General features: G+C 73.9%; 13 protein-coding genes. 8 read left to right on the plus strand and 5 right to left on the minus strand.

Annotation, left to right across the window (positions count from 1 at the left end):
* The first annotated feature begins 247 nt into the window (after positions 1–247).
* The gene (locus tag ABZ899_RS22230; RefSeq protein WP_361349236.1) at positions 248–1,546 is read left to right on the plus strand and encodes an aldolase/citrate lyase family protein; all 1,299 of its coding nucleotides are present in this window, start codon (positions 248–250) and stop codon (positions 1,544–1,546) included.
* A 147-nt stretch (positions 1,547–1,693) separates the two neighbouring features.
* The gene (locus tag ABZ899_RS22235; RefSeq protein WP_361348750.1) at positions 1,694–3,499 is read left to right on the plus strand and encodes a protein kinase; all 1,806 of its coding nucleotides are present in this window, start codon (positions 1,694–1,696) and stop codon (positions 3,497–3,499) included.
* 2 nt (positions 3,500–3,501) lie between these two features.
* On the opposite strand, the gene ABZ899_RS22240 is transcribed toward ABZ899_RS22235, so the two are convergent.
* Both ABZ899_RS22240 and ABZ899_RS22245 read right to left on the minus strand, forming a co-directional pair.
* Positions 3,502–4,281, minus strand: coding sequence for a hypothetical protein (locus ABZ899_RS22240; RefSeq protein WP_361348752.1), 780 nt, complete (start codon positions 4,279–4,281; stop codon positions 3,502–3,504).
* Between the two features lie 6 nt (positions 4,282–4,287).
* Complete coding sequence (locus ABZ899_RS22245) at positions 4,288–5,385, minus strand: LacI family DNA-binding transcriptional regulator (RefSeq protein ID WP_361348755.1); 1,098 nt, start codon at positions 5,383–5,385, stop codon at positions 4,288–4,290.
* 168 nt (positions 5,386–5,553) lie between these two features.
* Here ABZ899_RS22245 and ABZ899_RS22250 point away from each other — a divergent pair, with 168 nt between their 5' ends.
* Positions 5,554–6,507 (plus strand): ROK family protein, encoded by a 954-nt coding sequence (locus ABZ899_RS22250; RefSeq protein WP_361348758.1) that lies wholly within the window; start codon positions 5,554–5,556, stop codon positions 6,505–6,507.
* 23 nt (positions 6,508–6,530) lie between these two features.
* On the opposite strand, the gene ABZ899_RS22255 is transcribed toward ABZ899_RS22250, so the two are convergent.
* Positions 6,531–8,543 (minus strand): NPCBM/NEW2 domain-containing protein, encoded by a 2,013-nt coding sequence (locus ABZ899_RS22255; RefSeq protein ID WP_361348761.1) that lies wholly within the window; start codon positions 8,541–8,543, stop codon positions 6,531–6,533.
* Between the two features lie 185 nt (positions 8,544–8,728).
* On the opposite strand from ABZ899_RS22255, the gene ABZ899_RS22260 reads away from it, so the two are divergent.
* The 3 genes from ABZ899_RS22260 (at position 8,729) to ABZ899_RS22270 (ending at position 11,272) form a co-directional block, all read left to right on the plus strand.
* Entirely contained in the window at positions 8,729–9,721 is a 993-nt protein-coding gene (locus ABZ899_RS22260) for a DUF1731 domain-containing protein (protein WP_361348764.1), read from the plus strand.
* Positions 9,722–9,731: 10 nt separating this feature from the next.
* Positions 9,732–10,082: a hypothetical protein gene (locus ABZ899_RS22265; protein ID WP_361349252.1), complete on the plus strand. Its 351-nt coding sequence runs from the start codon at positions 9,732–9,734 to the stop codon at positions 10,080–10,082.
* Positions 10,083–10,228: 146 nt separating this feature from the next.
* A complete protein-coding gene (locus ABZ899_RS22270; protein ID WP_361348767.1) occupies positions 10,229–11,272 on the plus strand; it encodes an NUDIX domain-containing protein in 1,044 nt (347 codons plus the stop codon).
* Between the two features lie 47 nt (positions 11,273–11,319).
* Here ABZ899_RS22270 and ABZ899_RS22275 read toward each other — a convergent pair whose 3' ends face one another.
* A complete protein-coding gene (locus tag ABZ899_RS22275) occupies positions 11,320–12,675 on the minus strand; it encodes a dipeptidase (RefSeq protein ID WP_361348770.1) in 1,356 nt (451 codons plus the stop codon).
* Positions 12,676–12,808: 133 nt separating this feature from the next.
* On the opposite strand from ABZ899_RS22275, the gene ABZ899_RS22280 reads away from it, so the two are divergent.
* Positions 12,809–14,047 carry a geranylgeranyl reductase family protein gene (locus ABZ899_RS22280; protein ID WP_361348773.1) on the plus strand — a complete coding sequence of 413 codons (1,239 nt, stop codon included), beginning with the start codon at positions 12,809–12,811 and terminating at the stop codon, positions 14,045–14,047.
* 21 nt (positions 14,048–14,068) lie between these two features.
* Here ABZ899_RS22280 and ABZ899_RS22285 read toward each other — a convergent pair whose 3' ends face one another.
* Positions 14,069–14,518, minus strand: a complete 450-nt coding sequence (locus ABZ899_RS22285) for a nitroreductase family deazaflavin-dependent oxidoreductase (protein WP_361348775.1) — start codon at positions 14,516–14,518, stop codon at positions 14,069–14,071.
* Between the two features lie 145 nt (positions 14,519–14,663).
* On the opposite strand from ABZ899_RS22285, the gene ABZ899_RS22290 reads away from it, so the two are divergent.
* Positions 14,664–15,356, plus strand: coding sequence for a TetR/AcrR family transcriptional regulator (locus tag ABZ899_RS22290; protein WP_361348777.1), 693 nt, complete (start codon positions 14,664–14,666; stop codon positions 15,354–15,356).
* The last annotated feature ends 44 nt before the right edge of the window (positions 15,357–15,400 follow it).

The following is a 15,400-nucleotide window of genomic DNA, read 5'->3' on the forward strand; positions in this document are numbered from 1 at the left end:
GGTCTTGCCGAGTGTCGACAGGGCGGTGAGCATCTTCGTCAGGTCCTTGCGCTGGTCGGCGAGGATCTTCAGGGCGGGCGGCAGGGTGACCGTTTTCCGACGGTCACGGGGGCCTCGGTGTGCCGGATGATGGACAGGAGCGTGCGATCCTGCCGCCGTGGACACGGTGTTGACCAGGGCGAAGCACTCCGGATACCGTCATTCAACAGATTGTTGAATGCGTAGGGCGGAGGCGGAGGGCGTGGGAATGGGCCGGCAGGAGAAGGTGACGACGAGCCTCGCGGGTGCCGTCGGCGAGGAGATCGACGCCTCCCTCGCCCCCGTCGACGCCGAACTGGAGCGCCGGTATCCCGGAGACCCCGGCACCCGTCAGCCCGTCCACACCGTCTACGTCCCCGGCGACGTCTTCGCCGCCGGCACCGTGCGCTCCTGGGGCGACCGGGCCCTCGCCGCCCTCGACGAACACGCCCCCGACGCCGCGTCCTTCGCCACCGTGCTCGGCCTCCCCGACGCACTCGCCGAGCCGGTGTACACACGGGTCCGCGCCAAGCTGGAGCGCGAGCCCGTCGAGGACCTGCGGGTCGACTTCGAGGACGGCTACGGCTCCCGCCCCGACGCCGAGGAGGACGAGGCCGCCGCCCGCGCGGCCCGGCTGATCGCCCAGGCGTACCGGGACGGGACGGCCGCCCCGTACATGGGCATCCGCATGAAGTGCATGGAGGCGCCCGTCCGCGCCCGGGGCATCCGCACCCTCGACATCTTCCTCACCGGCCTCATGGAGGCCGGCGGGCTGCCCGGCGGACTGGTTCTCACCCTGCCCAAGGTCACCTACCCCGAGCAGGTCACCGCCATGGTGCGGCTCCTGGAGGAGTTCGAGAAGGCACACGGCCTGGACGCCGGCCGGATCGGCTTCGAGATCCAGATCGAGACCAGCCAGGCCATCCTCGCCGCCGACGGCACCGCCACCGTCGCCCGCATGATCCAGGCCGCAGGGGGCCGCGCCACCGGACTGCACTACGGCACCTTCGACTACAGCGCCTGCCTCGGCGTCTCGGCGGCCCACCAGGCCAGTGACCACCCGGCCGCCGACCACGCCAAGGCGGTCATGCAGGTCGCCGCGGCCGGCACCGGCGTGCGCGTCTGCGACGGATCGACGAACGTCCTGCCCGTCGGTCCGACCGAGCAGGTGCACGCGGCATGGCGGCTCCACTACGGCCTCGCCCGCCGCGCCCTCGCCCGCGCCTACTACCAGGGCTGGGACATGCATCCCGGCCACATCCCCACCCGCTACGCGGCCGTCTTCGCCTTCTACCGCGAGGGGTTCGAGCAGGCCGCCGCCCGGCTCGCCCGGTACGCCAACCGGGCCGGCGGCGACGTCATGGACGAGCCGGCCACCGCCAAGGCACTCAGCGGCTATCTGCTGCGCGGCCTGGACTGCGGCGCCCTCGACATCGGCGAGGTGGCCCGGCTCACCGGTCTGACCCGCGCCGACCTGGAGGGCTACGCCTCCCCCCGACGCGGCGACCTGACGGCGTCCGGGAGCTGAGGCCCGCGCCCTGTCGTCCGCGGTCGCGTCGGCGCACGCACGCCGAACGCCGGGCCCCCGGGCGCCCGCCCACGGTGACCCCGCCGTCGCAGGCGCCCCGTAGGCTGTACGGCACGCGCAAGGACGGGCCACAGGAACGGGGTTGCGGTGTCTTCGGGGGAGAGCGGACAGACGGAGGGGCCCGGCCGGATGCTGGCCGGACGCTACCGGGTGGTGGCACAGCTCGGACGCGGCGGCATGGGCGTCGTCTGGCGGGCGGTCGACGAGGTCCTCGGCCGCGAGGTGGCCGTCAAGGAACTGCGCACCTATTCCGACGCCGCGGGTCCCGAACTCGCCGACCTCCGGCTGCGGATGCGGCGCGAGGCGCGCGCGGCCGCCCGGATCCGGCACTCCGGCGTCGTCGCCGTGCACGACATCGCCGAGGTCGACGGTCGGCCCCTCATCGTCATGGAACTGGTCGACGGCCCCTCCCTGGAGGCGGTGCTGCGGGAGCGCGGCACCCTCGACCCGTACGAGGCGGCGGGGATCGGCGCGAAAGTCATGGACGCGCTGGCCGCCGCCCACCGGGCCGGCGTCCTGCACCGGGACGTCAAGCCCGGCAACATCCTGCTGGAGACCTCCGGCCGCGTCGTCCTCACCGACTTCGGCATCGCGACGATGGACGACCCCGGCGACGGCTCCGCGACCCAGCTGACCCGCACCGGCCAACTCGTGGGCTCCCTCGACTACCTGGCGCCCGAGCGGGCCCAGGGCGCCGCACCGGGCCCCTCCTCCGACGTGTGGGCGCTCGGCGCCACGCTCTACGCCGCCGTCGAGGGCTCCGCGCCCTTCCGCCGCACCTCGACCTTCTCCACGCTCACCGCGATCGTCGGCGAGCCCCTGCCCGCACCCCGCCGGGCCGGGCCCCTCACCCCCGTCCTGGAGCGGCTGCTGGACAAACGGTCCGAGTCCCGTCCCGAGGCCGAGGAGGCACGCGACCTCCTCCGGGCGGTGGCGGACTCCGGTACGGACAGCCCGACGACCGCCCTGCGCGGCCCGTCCCCGTCCGGCACAGGGCCGGCGCGCGAGCGGACGGTGGCGGACGTGTCGGGGGCCGGCCCCGGCGTCCCCGCCTCGAATCCGCCCGGCGCCCCGGGCTTCGGGCCGGCCGCCCGGGGCCCCGACGGTCCCACGACCCCGGGAACTCCGGTGGCACAGGCGTTCGCCCCGGCCGGACAGCCGTACCCCGGACCGCCGCCGCACGACCCGGGCGCCACCGGCCCCGTGGCCGGCTCCTCCGGCACCCGGCCCCGGCGCCGGGGCCGCGCGCTGCTCGCCGCCGCGGCCGTCGCCGTCGTCCTCGCCGCGAGCGGCATCACCGCCGCCCTGCTGAACCACCACGACGACAGGGCCCCGGCCGCGGCGGGCGGCACGGCGTCCCCGACGGCGACCGGCCCGGCCGTCCGGGCGAACGGCAGCCCGGAGGCCGACCGCGCGGGCGACTCCGGGCTGACCGAACGGGACGCCTCCACGTCCCCCGCCACGACCGGCGACCCGAGCCGGCCGGCGGACCGGGACCCCGCCGAGCGGCCCGGCAGCGCGTCGCCGACCGGGACGGCGGGCGGCGGTGCCCCCGGCACGGGCGGCGGCGACGGCGGCTCGAAGCCGGGGGACACCCCCACCACGCCCGCCGCGGCCTGCCGGCCCATCGGTGGCGGCCGGTACAACTGCGAGGTCTGGAAGACGGCGGACTCCTACACCGCCTCCGGCGCCAGGGCCGGGGTCCTCAACGCGGGCACCAACTACTTCTACTGCCAGCAGAACCTCGGCCGCCGCGAGACGTCCGGCCGGTGGACCAACGTCTGGTGGGCGAAGACCGACGACGACAGCGGCAACACGGGGGTCTTCGTCAGCGACGTCTACATCAAGGGCGGCGACAACGACGCACCGGTCCCGGGCCTCCCCGTCTGCTGACCTCAGACCCCGACGTACGGCTCGAGCCCGGACGCCGTCACCAGCTTCTCCCGTGCGAACACCGCGGTGCCCAGCGCGCACAGGCGCACGTCCTCGCGGACCCGCGCGCTGAACTCCTCGGGGGTGGCGCCGAACAGCTCCCGCAACCGGGCCGACCCCGACAGCAGTTCGGTGAGGAGCGGTCGCTGGCCGGGGTGGGTGCGCGGGGCGCCGGTGCCGTCGTGCAGGACGCCGTGGCGGTTGACGTAGACGAAGGCGCCCGGCAGCGTCGTGCCGTCCGCCAGGCCGATCCGTACGTCCGGTGCGGGCAGCCACGCGCGGGCGTAGTTGCCGTCGGACCGGGGCACGCCCTCGCTGGCGTCCATCACCGCGAGCTGCTCCTCGTCCAGCCAGATCACGAACAGCTCGGCCACATGGCCGTGCGCGAGGAACGGCGCGGCGGACACGTACCCGGGGCGGCTCACATGGGCGGAGACGCCGACGGCGAGACCCGTCACCCGTGTCCTCACCAGGGGGACGGGGGAGTCGATCCCGAACGCCTCCATCTTGCGCCGCAGCTGGGCGGGGCAGGCGTTGGAGCCCACGGCGAGGACCGGGACCCGGTCGTCGTGCACCAGGCGCTCCAGCGGCAGCAGCCGATCGCCGTCGAGGAGCGCGGTGTCGCTCGGCCAGGCGCCCGGGTAGAGCAGCGGATGGTCGTGGGGCACCTCGGCCAGGCCCAGCGCCTCCAGCGAGCGGTCGTCCACCGCCTCCTGCGGACCTGCCCCGGACGTGCCGTCCATGCCCGGTCAGTCCTCGGGCGGCAGCTCGCCCGAGCCGCGGGTGACGAGCCTGGTCGGCAGCTCGATGCGCTCGGGGGCGACCAGCGTGCCGTCCAGCTGGCTGAACAGCCGCTCGGCGGCCGTACGGCCGAGGGCCGCCGCGTCCTGGGCGACCACGGTGACCCCGGGCTGCAGCAGGTCGGCGAGCTCGATGTCGTCGAAGCCCACGAGGGCGACCCGGCGGCTCTGCGCGGCGAGCACCCGGATCACGGTGACGGTCACCCGGTTGTTGCCCGTGAAGATCGCGGTGACGGGGGAGGGGCCCTTGAGCATGTCCTCGGCGGCCCGGCGCACCCGCTCCGGGTCGGTCACCCCGAGGGACATCCAGGCGTCCTCCACCGGTATCCCGGCGGCCTCCATGGCGGCCCGGTAACCGCGCAGCCGCTCGGCGGCCGTGTGGATGCGCGGCATGTCGCCGATGAAGCCGATGCGGCGGTGCCCGTGGGCGATCAGGTGGGCCACGCCGTCGCGGGCCCCGCCGAAGTTGTCCGACAGGACGCAGTCGGCGTCGATCTGCCCGGCCGGGCGGTCCACGAACACGGTGGCGACGCCGGCCTTCAGCTCGGGCTCCAGATAGCGGTGGTCGTCACCGGCCGGGATGACCACCAGCCCGTCCACGCGCCGTGCGCACAGGGCGAGCGCCAGCTCCTGCTCACGGTCGGGGTCCTCGGCGCTGGAGCCGTTGATGAGCAGGGCGCCGTGCGCCCGCGCCACCTCCTCCACCGCGCGGCTCAGCGGGCCGTAGAAGGGGTCCGCGAGGTCTTCCAGGACCAGGCCGATGCTCGCCGTGCGGCCCTTGCGCAGCACACGGGCGCTGTCGTTGCGGCGGAAGCCCAGGGCGTCGATGGCCTCCTGGACGCGGCGCTCCGTCTCCGGTGTGACCCCGGGCTCCCCGTTGACCACGCGCGAGACGGTCTTCAGACCGACTCCGGCACGCGCGGCGACGTCCTTCATGGTCGGACGGTTGCCGTAGCGGCTCTCGGGAAGTCGGTCGGAACGGCGGATGGTCTCGGGCACGATGCGGTGTCCTGTCCTGTTCTCGTCCACGGGGATGCGTCGGTCCATGGGCTTGTATGAGGATGTGGCGTCGAGCATAGAGCCTGGACAACGTTGTCAGATCCGGGAGACACTGTCCACCGCAATCTCCGGCCTGCGTCCCCACCGCCAGACCGGCGCGTCCGATTCCCGCCCTCGGCGGGAGTTCCGAATGGTTGACGGGGAGAACTGAATCAGATGCACAACGACCTCGTGGCTGCGCTCGACATCGGCGGCACCAAGATCGCCGGAGCGCTGGTGGACGGTCACGGCACGATCGCCGTACGGGCGCAGCGCCCGACTCCGGCGCGGGAGGACGGCGAGACCGTGATGCGGGCCGTCGAGGAGGTCGTCCGGGAACTCGCGGCCTCTCCACTGTGGGGGCGGGTCTCGGCGCTCGGGATCGGCAGCGCGGGACCGGTGGACGCCTCGGAGGGCACCGTGAGCCCCGTGAACGTCCCCGGCTGGCGCGGCTACCCACTGGTCCGGCGGGTCAGGGAGGCGACCGGTGGGCTGCCCGTCGAGCTGATCGGCGACGGCGTGGCCATCACCGCGGCCGAGCACTGGCAGGGGGCCGCCCAGGGGCACGACAACGCGCTGTGCATGGTCGTCTCCACCGGCGTCGGCGGCGGTCTGGTGCTGGGCGGGCGGCTGCACCCCGGGCCCACGGGCAACGCCGGCCACATCGGCCACATCAGCGTGGACCTCGACGGCGACCTGTGCCCGTGCGGCTCGCGCGGCTGCGTGGAGCGCATCGCGAGCGGTCCGAACATCGCCCGCCGGGCCCTGGACGCCGGCTGGCGGCCCGGACCGGACGGCGACACCTCCGCCGCCGCGGTCGCCGCCGCCGCGCGTGAGGGCGACCCGGTCGCCGTGGCCTCCTTCGAGCGGGCCGCACGGGCCCTGGCCGCCGGGATCGCGGCCACCGCGACCCTCGTGGAGATCGACGTGGCGGTGATCGGCGGCGGCGTCGGCAAGGCGGGCGACGTCCTGTTCACGCCGCTGCGCAAGGCGCTCGCCGACTACGCCACCCTGTCCTTCGTGCGGCGCCTGACCGTCACGCCCGCCCGGATGGGCACCGACGCCGGCCTGGTCGGTGCCGCCGCGGCCGCGCTCGCCGGTCGGACGGGCGTGACCGCGGCGGGGGTCTGAGTCCGCCTCGGGGGCGGGGCGCCTCAGCAGCTCAGCCGCGCCTGCGCCCAGTCCCCGTGGTCCGAGGTGATGCCGTCCCCGCCGTCGGTGACGACGAGCCGGACCACCTGCGCCCCGGTCACGTCGGCGGTGAGCGGCTGGGCCGGCATGGCATTGGTGAGGACGCCGGTCGAGGCGGCCTTCGTGCCGTCGGCCCAGACCTCGAAGGCGACGGTGCCGTCCGCGCCCTCCTCGTCGTCGACGCCGACGTGCGCCGTCACCGTCTCGCAGGCGCCGCCCGTGTAGTAGCCGACGGCGCTCTCGGCGTGGACCCCGAGGCCGGTGCCGTACACGACCCCGCCGATCGTGATCGGGTTCCCGTCGCCCGCGCCGCTCTCCCCGTTGCTGGTGTCGCGCTCGACCGGCCCCCATCCGTTGGTGGCCGACAGCCACGGCAGAGCGCCGAGTTCCGACGTCCCCGGAGGCGGCGCGCTCACCACGGTCGCGGTGAGCGGCAGCGCGGTCTCGACCCGGTCGCCGGCCGGTGAGCGGTACCGCACCGTGAGGGTGAGCGCGTACGGCCCCGTGGGCGTCCCCCGGGGCACGGTGACCTCCCATCCGGTGCGCAGGGCGCGGCCCGTGGACAGCGCGGGCGAGGTGGCCGGCGACGTCGGCCGGAGGGACCAGCCCTCGGGCCCGGACAGGGCCACGGACACGCGCCGGGCGGCCGTACGCCCGAGATCGGTGACCGTGGAGGTCAGCGCAGCGGTCCGGCCCGGCTCGAACAGCAGGCGGCCGTCCACGCCCAGTTCGACCGCGGGCGGGTGCTGGGCCCACCGGCCGTCGGCGGCGACGCGGACCAGGACGGTGCCGTGCGCGGGCACCGTCGCGGAGATCGTGCCCGCCGTGTTGAGGGTGCGGTGCCGCCACAGGTCGCGCAGGGTGTAGGCGCCCGCGGCGGGCAGCCCGACCTCCTCGGCGGTCGTCATGACGCGCTGGGCGGTGTCGGACTCGTTGAACAGCGCCACCGCGCGGCTGCCGTCCCGCATCTCCTTGGCGACGACCCAGCGCCCGCCCTCGGAGGAGACGACGGTTCCCTGCCGGCCCAGGGGGTCCTGGTCGACGGCGACGACCTCCCGGTTGCCGAGGATCTCGAAGGTCTCCGCGGAGGCGGTGCGCAGGTCGGAGCCGATGAGCAGCGGCGCGGCCATGATCGCCCACAGGGAGAAGTGCGAGCGGTACTCGGTGCCGGTCATGCCGCCGTTGCCCACCTCCAGCATGTCGGGGTCGTTCCAGCGGCCGGGGCCCGCGTGGGCCGCGAGCGGCAGGTTCTGCTTGAGGATCGACAGCATCGAGCCCCACGAGTCGCTGATGTCGCCGGTCGTGCGCCACAGGTGGCCCACGTCGGAGGCCCACTCCCAGGGCTTGTTCTCGCCCCATTCGCAGATGCTGTACACGATGGGGCGGCCGGTGGCCCGCAGCGCGTCGCGCATGGTCGTGTAGCGCTGCCGGGCGTCCACGCCCTGGTTGTTGCAGTTGTCGTACTTCAGGTAGTCGACGCCCCAGTCGGCGAACTGCCGCGCGTCGCTGTACTCGTGGCCCAGCGCGCCCGGGAACCCCGCGCTGTTGCAGGTCTTGGTGCCGGCGCTCGTGTAGATCCCGAACTTCAGCCCCTTGGCGTGGACGTAGTCGGCGACCGCCTTGATGCCGTGCGGGAAGCGGGCCGGGTCGGGCACCAGCTTGCCGTCGGCGTCCCGGGAGGGGAGCGCCCAGCAGTCGTCGAGGTTGACGTACTGGTAGCCGGCGTCCTTGAGCCCCTTCTCGACCAGGAGGTCGGCGATGCCCTTCACCATGGCCTCGTCGAACTCGGCACGGCAGTGGGTGGAGTTCCAGTTGTTGAAGCCCATGGGCGGGGTCAGGGCGAGACCGTCGTCCACGGCGGGCGCCGGGGGGGCGGCGGCCGCGGCGGGGGCGGCGAGCCCTGCGGCGCAGAGCAGTGCCGCGGTGAGCGCCCCGATCAGTCTCGTGCGGGTGGTGCGGCTGTGAAGGTGACGCATGGTCACGTTCCTCCGTCCCTGCAAAGGAAGACGTCATGTACGCGTCATGGTCTGCTCACGTTAGAACGTGTCGGACTGTGTTGGAAAGTGGTCGGACTTGAAGTCGCATCAAGAGGAGTCCGCCGAGGGAGTTTTGAACGTGTTCAAATGTGGGCTAGGGTCATCCCCTACGAGAGGGGAACCCCATGAAGATCGTGATCCCGGGCGGCGCCGGGCAGGTCGGCACGATCCTGAACCGTGCGCTCGGCGCGGCCGGCCACGAGGTCGTCGTCCTGACCAGGCGTCCGGTCCGGGCGGGTGAGGTCGGCTGGGACGGCTCGACCCTGGGGCCGTGGACGGCGGAGATCGACGGCAGCGACGTCGTCGTCAACCTGGCCGGACGCAGCGTCAGCTGCCGTTACACCGGGGCCAACCTCAAGGCCATGATGGACTCGCGGGTGCGCTCGACCGAGATCGTCGGCGAGGCGATCGCGGGCGCCGCCAGGCCGCCGCGCGTCTGGCTCCAGATGAGCACGGCCACCGTCTACGCCCACCGCTTCGACGCGCCCCACGACGAGGCGACCGGCGTCATCGGCGGCCACGAACCCGATGTGCCGGGCTACTGGTCCTACAGCGTCGACATCGCCAGGGCGTGGGAGCGGGCCCTGCACGAGGCCGACACCCCGCACACACGCAAGGTGGCCCTGCGCTCCGCGATGGTCATGAGCCCGGACCGGGGCGGCGTGTTCGACGTCCTGCTGCGGCTGGCGCGCCTGGGGCTCGGCGGCCCCGTCGCGGGCGGCCGGCAGTACGTCTCCTGGATCCACGAGCACGACTTCGTCCGCGCCGCCGAGTACCTGATCGCCCGGGACGACCTGGCCGGGCCGGTCAACCTCGCCGCCCCGGAGCCGCTGCCGCAGCGCGCCTTCATGAGCGCCCTGCGCTCCGCCGCGCGCGTCCCCGTCGGCCTGCCCGCGACGAAGGCGATGGCCGAGATCGGCGCGTTCGTGCTGCGCTCCGACACCGAACTGCTGCTCAAGAGCCGTCGGGTGGTCCCCGGCCGGCTGCTGGACGCCGGCTTCGGCTTCACCCACCCGAACTGGCCGGACGCGGCCCGCGAACTCGTCCGGCGGCGCCGGGAGGAACGGCGCGCGGCCGGGGTCCGGCCGTCGTCCGATCCGTCCCGGACCGGGGCGTGACCGTCCGGCCGTGTTCGCAGTTGAACCGGTCATGAAGAAGCGCAGCATGCTCGCCATCGCCTCCCTGGCCACCGGATTCGTCGTCGCCGCCGTCACGCCGTCGCACTCGGCCGAGCCGGCCGGCCCTCCCGGGGCCGGCGCCCCCGACACCGGGCTGCCCGGTCTCGCCGGCGGACAGATCAAGGCCGCCGGGGTGGACGTGAGCGGCAAGAAGATCGACGGCCTCGGCACGACCGGTGCGACCAAGCTCGCGGGGGTCAACGTGGACCAGGCCCTGAACACCTTCGGCAAGGCCGTCAACCGGGAAGCGGACCGGGCCGTCAACGACGCCCCGCACCACACCTCCGGGAAGAAGGGCTGACGGGCCCCGCCCGCCCGCCCGTACGGCGCCGCACCCCCGCTCCCGAGCGGAGGGCGGCGCCGTCGCCATGCGCCCTCTCCTGGGAGTGGTTTCCGTGGCAGTGTGGAGCGGGCAAGCCACAGGGGGCCAACAGAAGAGGGGGAAACGTGATCGTCTGGATCAACGGCGCGTTCGGTGCGGGGAAGACCACCACCGCACGGGAGCTGATCGAGCTGATCCCGAACAGCACGCTCTTCGACCCCGAGGTCATCGGCGCTGCACTCACCCACCTGCTGCCGCCCAAACACCTGGCCGAGGTCGGCGACTTCCAGGACCTGCCGATCTGGCGGCGGCTGGTGATCGACACCGCGGCGGCGCTGCACGCCGAGCTCGGCGGCACGCTCGTGGTCCCCATGACCCTGCTGCGCCAGGAGTACCGCGACGAGATCTTCGGCGGTCTCGCCGCCCGCCGCATCACCGTCCAGCATGTCCTCCTCGCCCCGGCGGAAACGATCCTGCGCGCCCGGATAGCGGGGCGGGAGATCCCGCCCGACCCGCCCGACGGCGAGATACGCGTCCGGCAGTGGTCCTACGACCACATCGAGCCGTACCGCGCCGCGCTCGCCGCGTGGCTGGTGGCCGACGCCCACCCGGTCGACAACAGCGGCCTGACGCCCTACGAGACCGCCGTGCGGATCGCCGGGGCGGTCGGCAACGGCGAGGTGCCGGTGTGCGACATCGTGCAGACGCCGGAGCCCACCGCCGAGACCCTCGCCGCCGGTGTGCTCCTCTTCGACGAGCGGGACCGCGTCCTGCTGGTCGACCCCACGTACAAGGCCGGCTGGGAGTTCCCCGGCGGTGTCGTCGAACCCGGCGAGGCACCGGCGCGCGGCGGCATGCGCGAGGTCACGGAGGAGACCGGGATACGGCTCCAGGACGTGCCGCGGCTCCTGGTGGTCGACTGGGAGCGGCCCGAACCGCCGCGCTACGGCGGTCTGCGGCTGCTGTTCGACGGCGGCAGGCTGGACTCCACCGACGCCGAACGGCTGGTACTGCCCGGACCCGAGCTGCGGGACTGGCGCTTCGTCACCGAGGCCGAGGCCGCCGACCTGCTGCCACCGGTGCGCTACGAACGGCTGCGCTGGGCGCTGCGGGCCCGGGAGCGCGGGACGGCGCTGTATCTCGAGGCGGGCACCCCGGCACCGTCCTGAACGGCCCGCGGTGGGCACCACCCGAGGCGGGCGGTGCCCACCCGGGGTCAGCTCCCGGCGTAGTTGCGCAGGAACAGCGCCTCGGCGACCGACAGCCGCTCCAGCTCCTGCGGCGACACGCTCTCGTTCACGGCGTGGATCTGCGCCTCGGGCTCGCTCAGGCCGATCAGGAGGATCTCCGCCTCCGGGTAGAGCGAGGCGAGCGTGTTGCACAGCGGGATCGAGCCGCCCTGCCCGGCGTACTGCATCTCCTCGCCCGGGTACGCCACGGCCATCGCGTCCGCCATGGCCTGGTACGCCGGGCTGGTGGGGTCGGCGCGGAACGGCTGGCCCTGCCCGATCTGCTCGGTGCTCACCCGCGCGCCCCACGGCGTGTGCGACTCCAGGTGGGCCCGGAGCAGCTTGGTCGCGTGGGCCGCGTCCACGCCCGGCGGCACCCGCAGGCTCACCAGGGCGCGGGCGCTCGCCTGCACGGACGGGGTGGCGCCGACCACCGGCGGGCAGTCGATGCCGAGGACCGTCACGGCCGGGCGGGCCCAGATCCGGTCGGCGACCGTGCCGGAGCCGATCAGCTCCACGCCGTCGAGCACCTTGGCGTCGGTGCGGAACTGCGCCTCGTCGTACTGCAGTCCCTCCCAGGAGGACTCGCCGGTCAGCCCGTCGACGGTCGTCGAGCCGTCCTCGGCGCGCAGCGAGTCCAGCACGCGGATCAGCGCGCCGAGCGCGTCGGGCGCGGCCCCGCCGAACTGGCCGGAGTGCAGGTTCCCGGCCAGCGTGTCGACCTGCACGCGGACCATGGTCATGCCGCGCAGCGTCGTGGTGACCGTCGGCAGGCCGACCCGGAAGTTGCCCGCGTCGCCGATCACGACGGTGTCGGCCTTCAGCAGCTCCGGGTGCGCCTCGGCGTACCGTTCGAGACCGCCGGTGCCCATCTCCTCGGAGCCCTCGGCGATCACCTTCACGTGCACCGGGACGCCGCCGTTCGCCTTGAGCGCGCGCAGCGCCAGCAGGTGCATGATGACGCCGCCCTTGCAGTCGGCCGCCCCGCGCCCGTACCACCGGCCGTCGCGCTCGGTCAGCTCGAAGGGCGGGGTGCTCCACCCTGCTTCGTCCAGCGGGGGCTGCACGTCGTAGTGGGCGTACAGCAGCACGGTCTTCGCGCCCTCGGGGCCCGGCAGGAAGCCGTACACGGACTGGGTGCCGTCGGGGGTGTCGAGCAGCGCGACGTCCTCGAAGCCCTCCGCGCGCAGCGCGTCGGCGACCCAGCGGGCCGCCCCCTCGCTCTCGCTCCTCGGGAACTGGTCGAAGTCCGCCACCGACCTGAAGGCCACCAGCTCGGTGAGCTCGGCCTTCGCCCGCGGCATCAGCGAGGCGACGGTCTCGGCGACCGGAATCGACGACATGGGCACGCTCCTTGTGGGTGCGACGTTCTACGCGTGAGTGCTGTGATCCTCCCACAGCGGCCTGCGACGACGTCCGCCGTAGGATGCGGGGGACAGCATCGGGCGGCGAACAGAGCGGGAGCAGTAGGCCATCGTGAGCAGCGAGAACTCTTCGGCGGACGACGTGCGGCAGGTCTGGGACGTCGTCGTGGTGGGTGCGGGTCCGGCCGGTGCCTCGGCCGCCTACGCGGCGGCGGTCGCCGGGAGGCGCGTACTGCTGCTGGAGAAGGCGGAGCTGCCCCGGTACAAGACGTGCGGCGGCGGCGTCATCGGCCCCTCGCGCGACTCCCTTCCGCCCGGCTTCGACCTCCCGCTGCGGGACCGGGTGCACGCGGTGACCTTCTCCCACAACGGCCGCTTCGCGCGCACCCGCCGCTCCCGCCAGACGCTGTTCGGGCTCATCAACCGCCCCGAGTTCGACCAGCAGCTCGTCGAGCACGCGCAGAAGGCCGGTGCCGAGCTGCGCACGGGCGTCACCGTGCAGCGCGTCGAGCAGCACGGCTCGGCCGTGCCGGACCGGCGCAGCGTCGCCCTCGTCCTGCAGAGTGGGGAGACCGTCCTCGCCCGGGCCGTGGTGGGCGCGGACGGCAGCGCCAGCCGGATAGGGGCGCACGTCGGGGTGAAGGTCGACCAGGTCGACCTCGGCCTGGAGGCGGAGATCCCGGTGCCGGAGACGGTCGCCGAGGACTGGAAGGGCCGGGTGCTCATCGACTGGGGCCCGATGCCCGGCAGTTACGGCTGGGTCTTCCCCAAGGGCGACACCCTCACGGTCGGCGTCATCTCGGCCCGCGGCGAAGGCGCCGCGACCAAGCGGTACCTGGAGGAGTTCATCGGGCGGCTCGGCCTCGCCGGGTTCGAACCGAGCATCTCCTCCGGCCATCTGACGCGCTGCCGCGCGGAGGACTCGCCGCTCTCGCGCGGGCGGGTGCTGGTGTGCGGTGACGCGGCGGGCCTGCTGGAGCCGTGGACCCGCGAGGGCATCTCCTTCGCGCTGCGGTCGGGCCGGCTCGCGGGGGAGTGGGCGGTGCGCATCGCCGAGGCGCACGACGCCGTGGACACCCGGCGCCAGGCGCTGAACTACGCGTTCGCCGTCAAGGCGGGCCTCGGCGTGGAGATGAGCGTCGGGAAGCGGCTGCTGACGGTGTTCGAGCGCCGGCCCGGCCTCTTCCACGCGGTGCTGACCGGGTTCCGGCCGGCCTGGAAGGCGTTCACGGACATCACCCGCGGCTCGACGACGCTGGCCGAGATCGTGCGCACCCACCCGATGGCCCACCGCGCCCTGAGCGCGCTGGACCGCCGCCAGGCGTCCGCGGGCGGGCAGCCGGCCTCCTGACGGCGATCGCGCCCAGGGACCTCAGCCATCGACCGTGAATCGGAAGACGGGGTGGTCCGGGGCGCAGGCGACGATCTCCTCGTCGGTGGACTTCGCGGTCACCCCCTGGAAGTACTGGTTGACCTCCCAGCCCCACTTCTCCAGGTAGGTGCGCAGGATCGGGAGCTTCTCCTCGTCGGGCAGCTCCACCGCGGTGAACGCGCGCACCTTGCGCCCGACCCGCAGCTCACCGCCGCCGGCGACGCGCATGTTGCGCACCCACTGGGAGTGCCCGCGGGCCGAGACGAGGTACTGCACGCCGTCGTGGACGTGCGGGTTGACCGGGACGCGCTGCATCTTTCCGCTCTTGCGGCCCCGCACGGACAGCTCCGCCGTGCCGGCGATGCTCAGGCCGTGCCGGGCGAGCCAGCCGACGACGTTGTTGAAGCGGACGTTGAGCGGGCTGCCCTTGAGGTAGTACGGCGACGACATGGTGACCCCTTCGGACGGTCGGGAGACCGGAATTCGAGAGCACTGCTCTCGCTTGAGAGCAGTCTGCACGAGAGCGCCGATCCAGAGCAAGAGCACTGCTCTCGAATGTGTGCACCGCTCTGAAATGCGTGGGAGACTGCGCGGTATGAGCAGCACCGCACAGGGCGCACGAGCCCGCGCCAGGATGGAAGTCACCGCCGCCATCAAGGAGGAGGCGCGCAGACAGCTCGCGCAGGAGGGCGCCGCCCGGCTCTCGCTGCGCGCCGTCGCCCGTTCCCTCGGCATGGTCTCCTCCGCGCTCTACCGCTACTTCCCGAGCCGCGACGACCTGCTGACCGCTCTCATCATCGACGCCTACGACTCCCTCGGCGCGTCCGCCGAGGCGGCGAACGAACGAGTGCTGGACGGCGCGCCACTGGAGCGCTGGACGGCGGTGGCGGAGGCCGTCCGCGCCTGGGCGCTGGAGCACCCGCACGAGTACGCGCTGATCTACGGGTCGCCGGTGCCCGGCTACACCGCTCCCGTCACCACGGTCCCGGCCGCCTCACGGGTGGGGCTGCTGTTCATCGGCATCGTGCGCGACGCCCACCACGAGGGCGTCCTCGCCGAGGCGCCGGAACTGCCGGACGACCTGGCCGCCGAGGCCCGGCGCATGGCCGCCGACCTCGCCCCCGACCTGCCCCCGGCGACGGTCGTGGCCCTGGTCGCCGCCTGGGCCGAGCTGTTCGGGCTGGTCGGCTTCGAGCTCTTCGGCCAGTTCAACCGGGTCGTGGAGGACCGGCCGCCGTTCTTCCGGCACGCGGCGGTCCGGATCGCCCACGAGGCCGGCCTGCGCTGAGCGGCGAGCCGGGGCGTACTTCACCGGGAGTACGCGTGATCACC

The organism is Streptomyces sp. NPDC046859 (assembly GCF_040645135.1).
In the GTDB taxonomy this organism is placed as follows: domain Bacteria; phylum Actinomycetota; class Actinomycetes; order Streptomycetales; family Streptomycetaceae; genus Streptomyces.

Coding starts and splice junctions, on each gene's coding strand:
- ABZ899_RS22230 (WP_361349236.1), top strand. CDS start 248: ATGGGCCGGCAGGAGAAGGTGACGACGAGCCTCGCGGGTGCCGTCGGC.
- ABZ899_RS22240 (WP_361348752.1), bottom strand. CDS start 4,281: ATGGACGGCACGTCCGGGGCAGGTCCGCAGGAGGCGGTGGACGACCGC.
- ABZ899_RS22245 (WP_361348755.1), bottom strand. CDS start 5,385: ATGGACCGACGCATCCCCGTGGACGAGAACAGGACAGGACACCGCATC.
- ABZ899_RS22250 (WP_361348758.1), top strand. CDS start 5,554: ATGCACAACGACCTCGTGGCTGCGCTCGACATCGGCGGCACCAAGATC.
- ABZ899_RS22255 (WP_361348761.1), bottom strand. CDS start 8,543: ATGCGTCACCTTCACAGCCGCACCACCCGCACGAGACTGATCGGGGCG.
- ABZ899_RS22260 (WP_361348764.1), top strand. CDS start 8,729: ATGAAGATCGTGATCCCGGGCGGCGCCGGGCAGGTCGGCACGATCCTG.
- ABZ899_RS22275 (WP_361348770.1), bottom strand. CDS start 12,675: ATGTCGTCGATTCCGGTCGCCGAGACCGTCGCCTCGCTGATGCCGCGG.
- ABZ899_RS22285 (WP_361348775.1), bottom strand. CDS start 14,518: ATGTCGTCGCCGTACTACCTCAAGGGCAGCCCGCTCAACGTCCGCTTC.
- ABZ899_RS22290 (WP_361348777.1), top strand. CDS start 14,664: ATGAGCAGCACCGCACAGGGCGCACGAGCCCGCGCCAGGATGGAAGTC.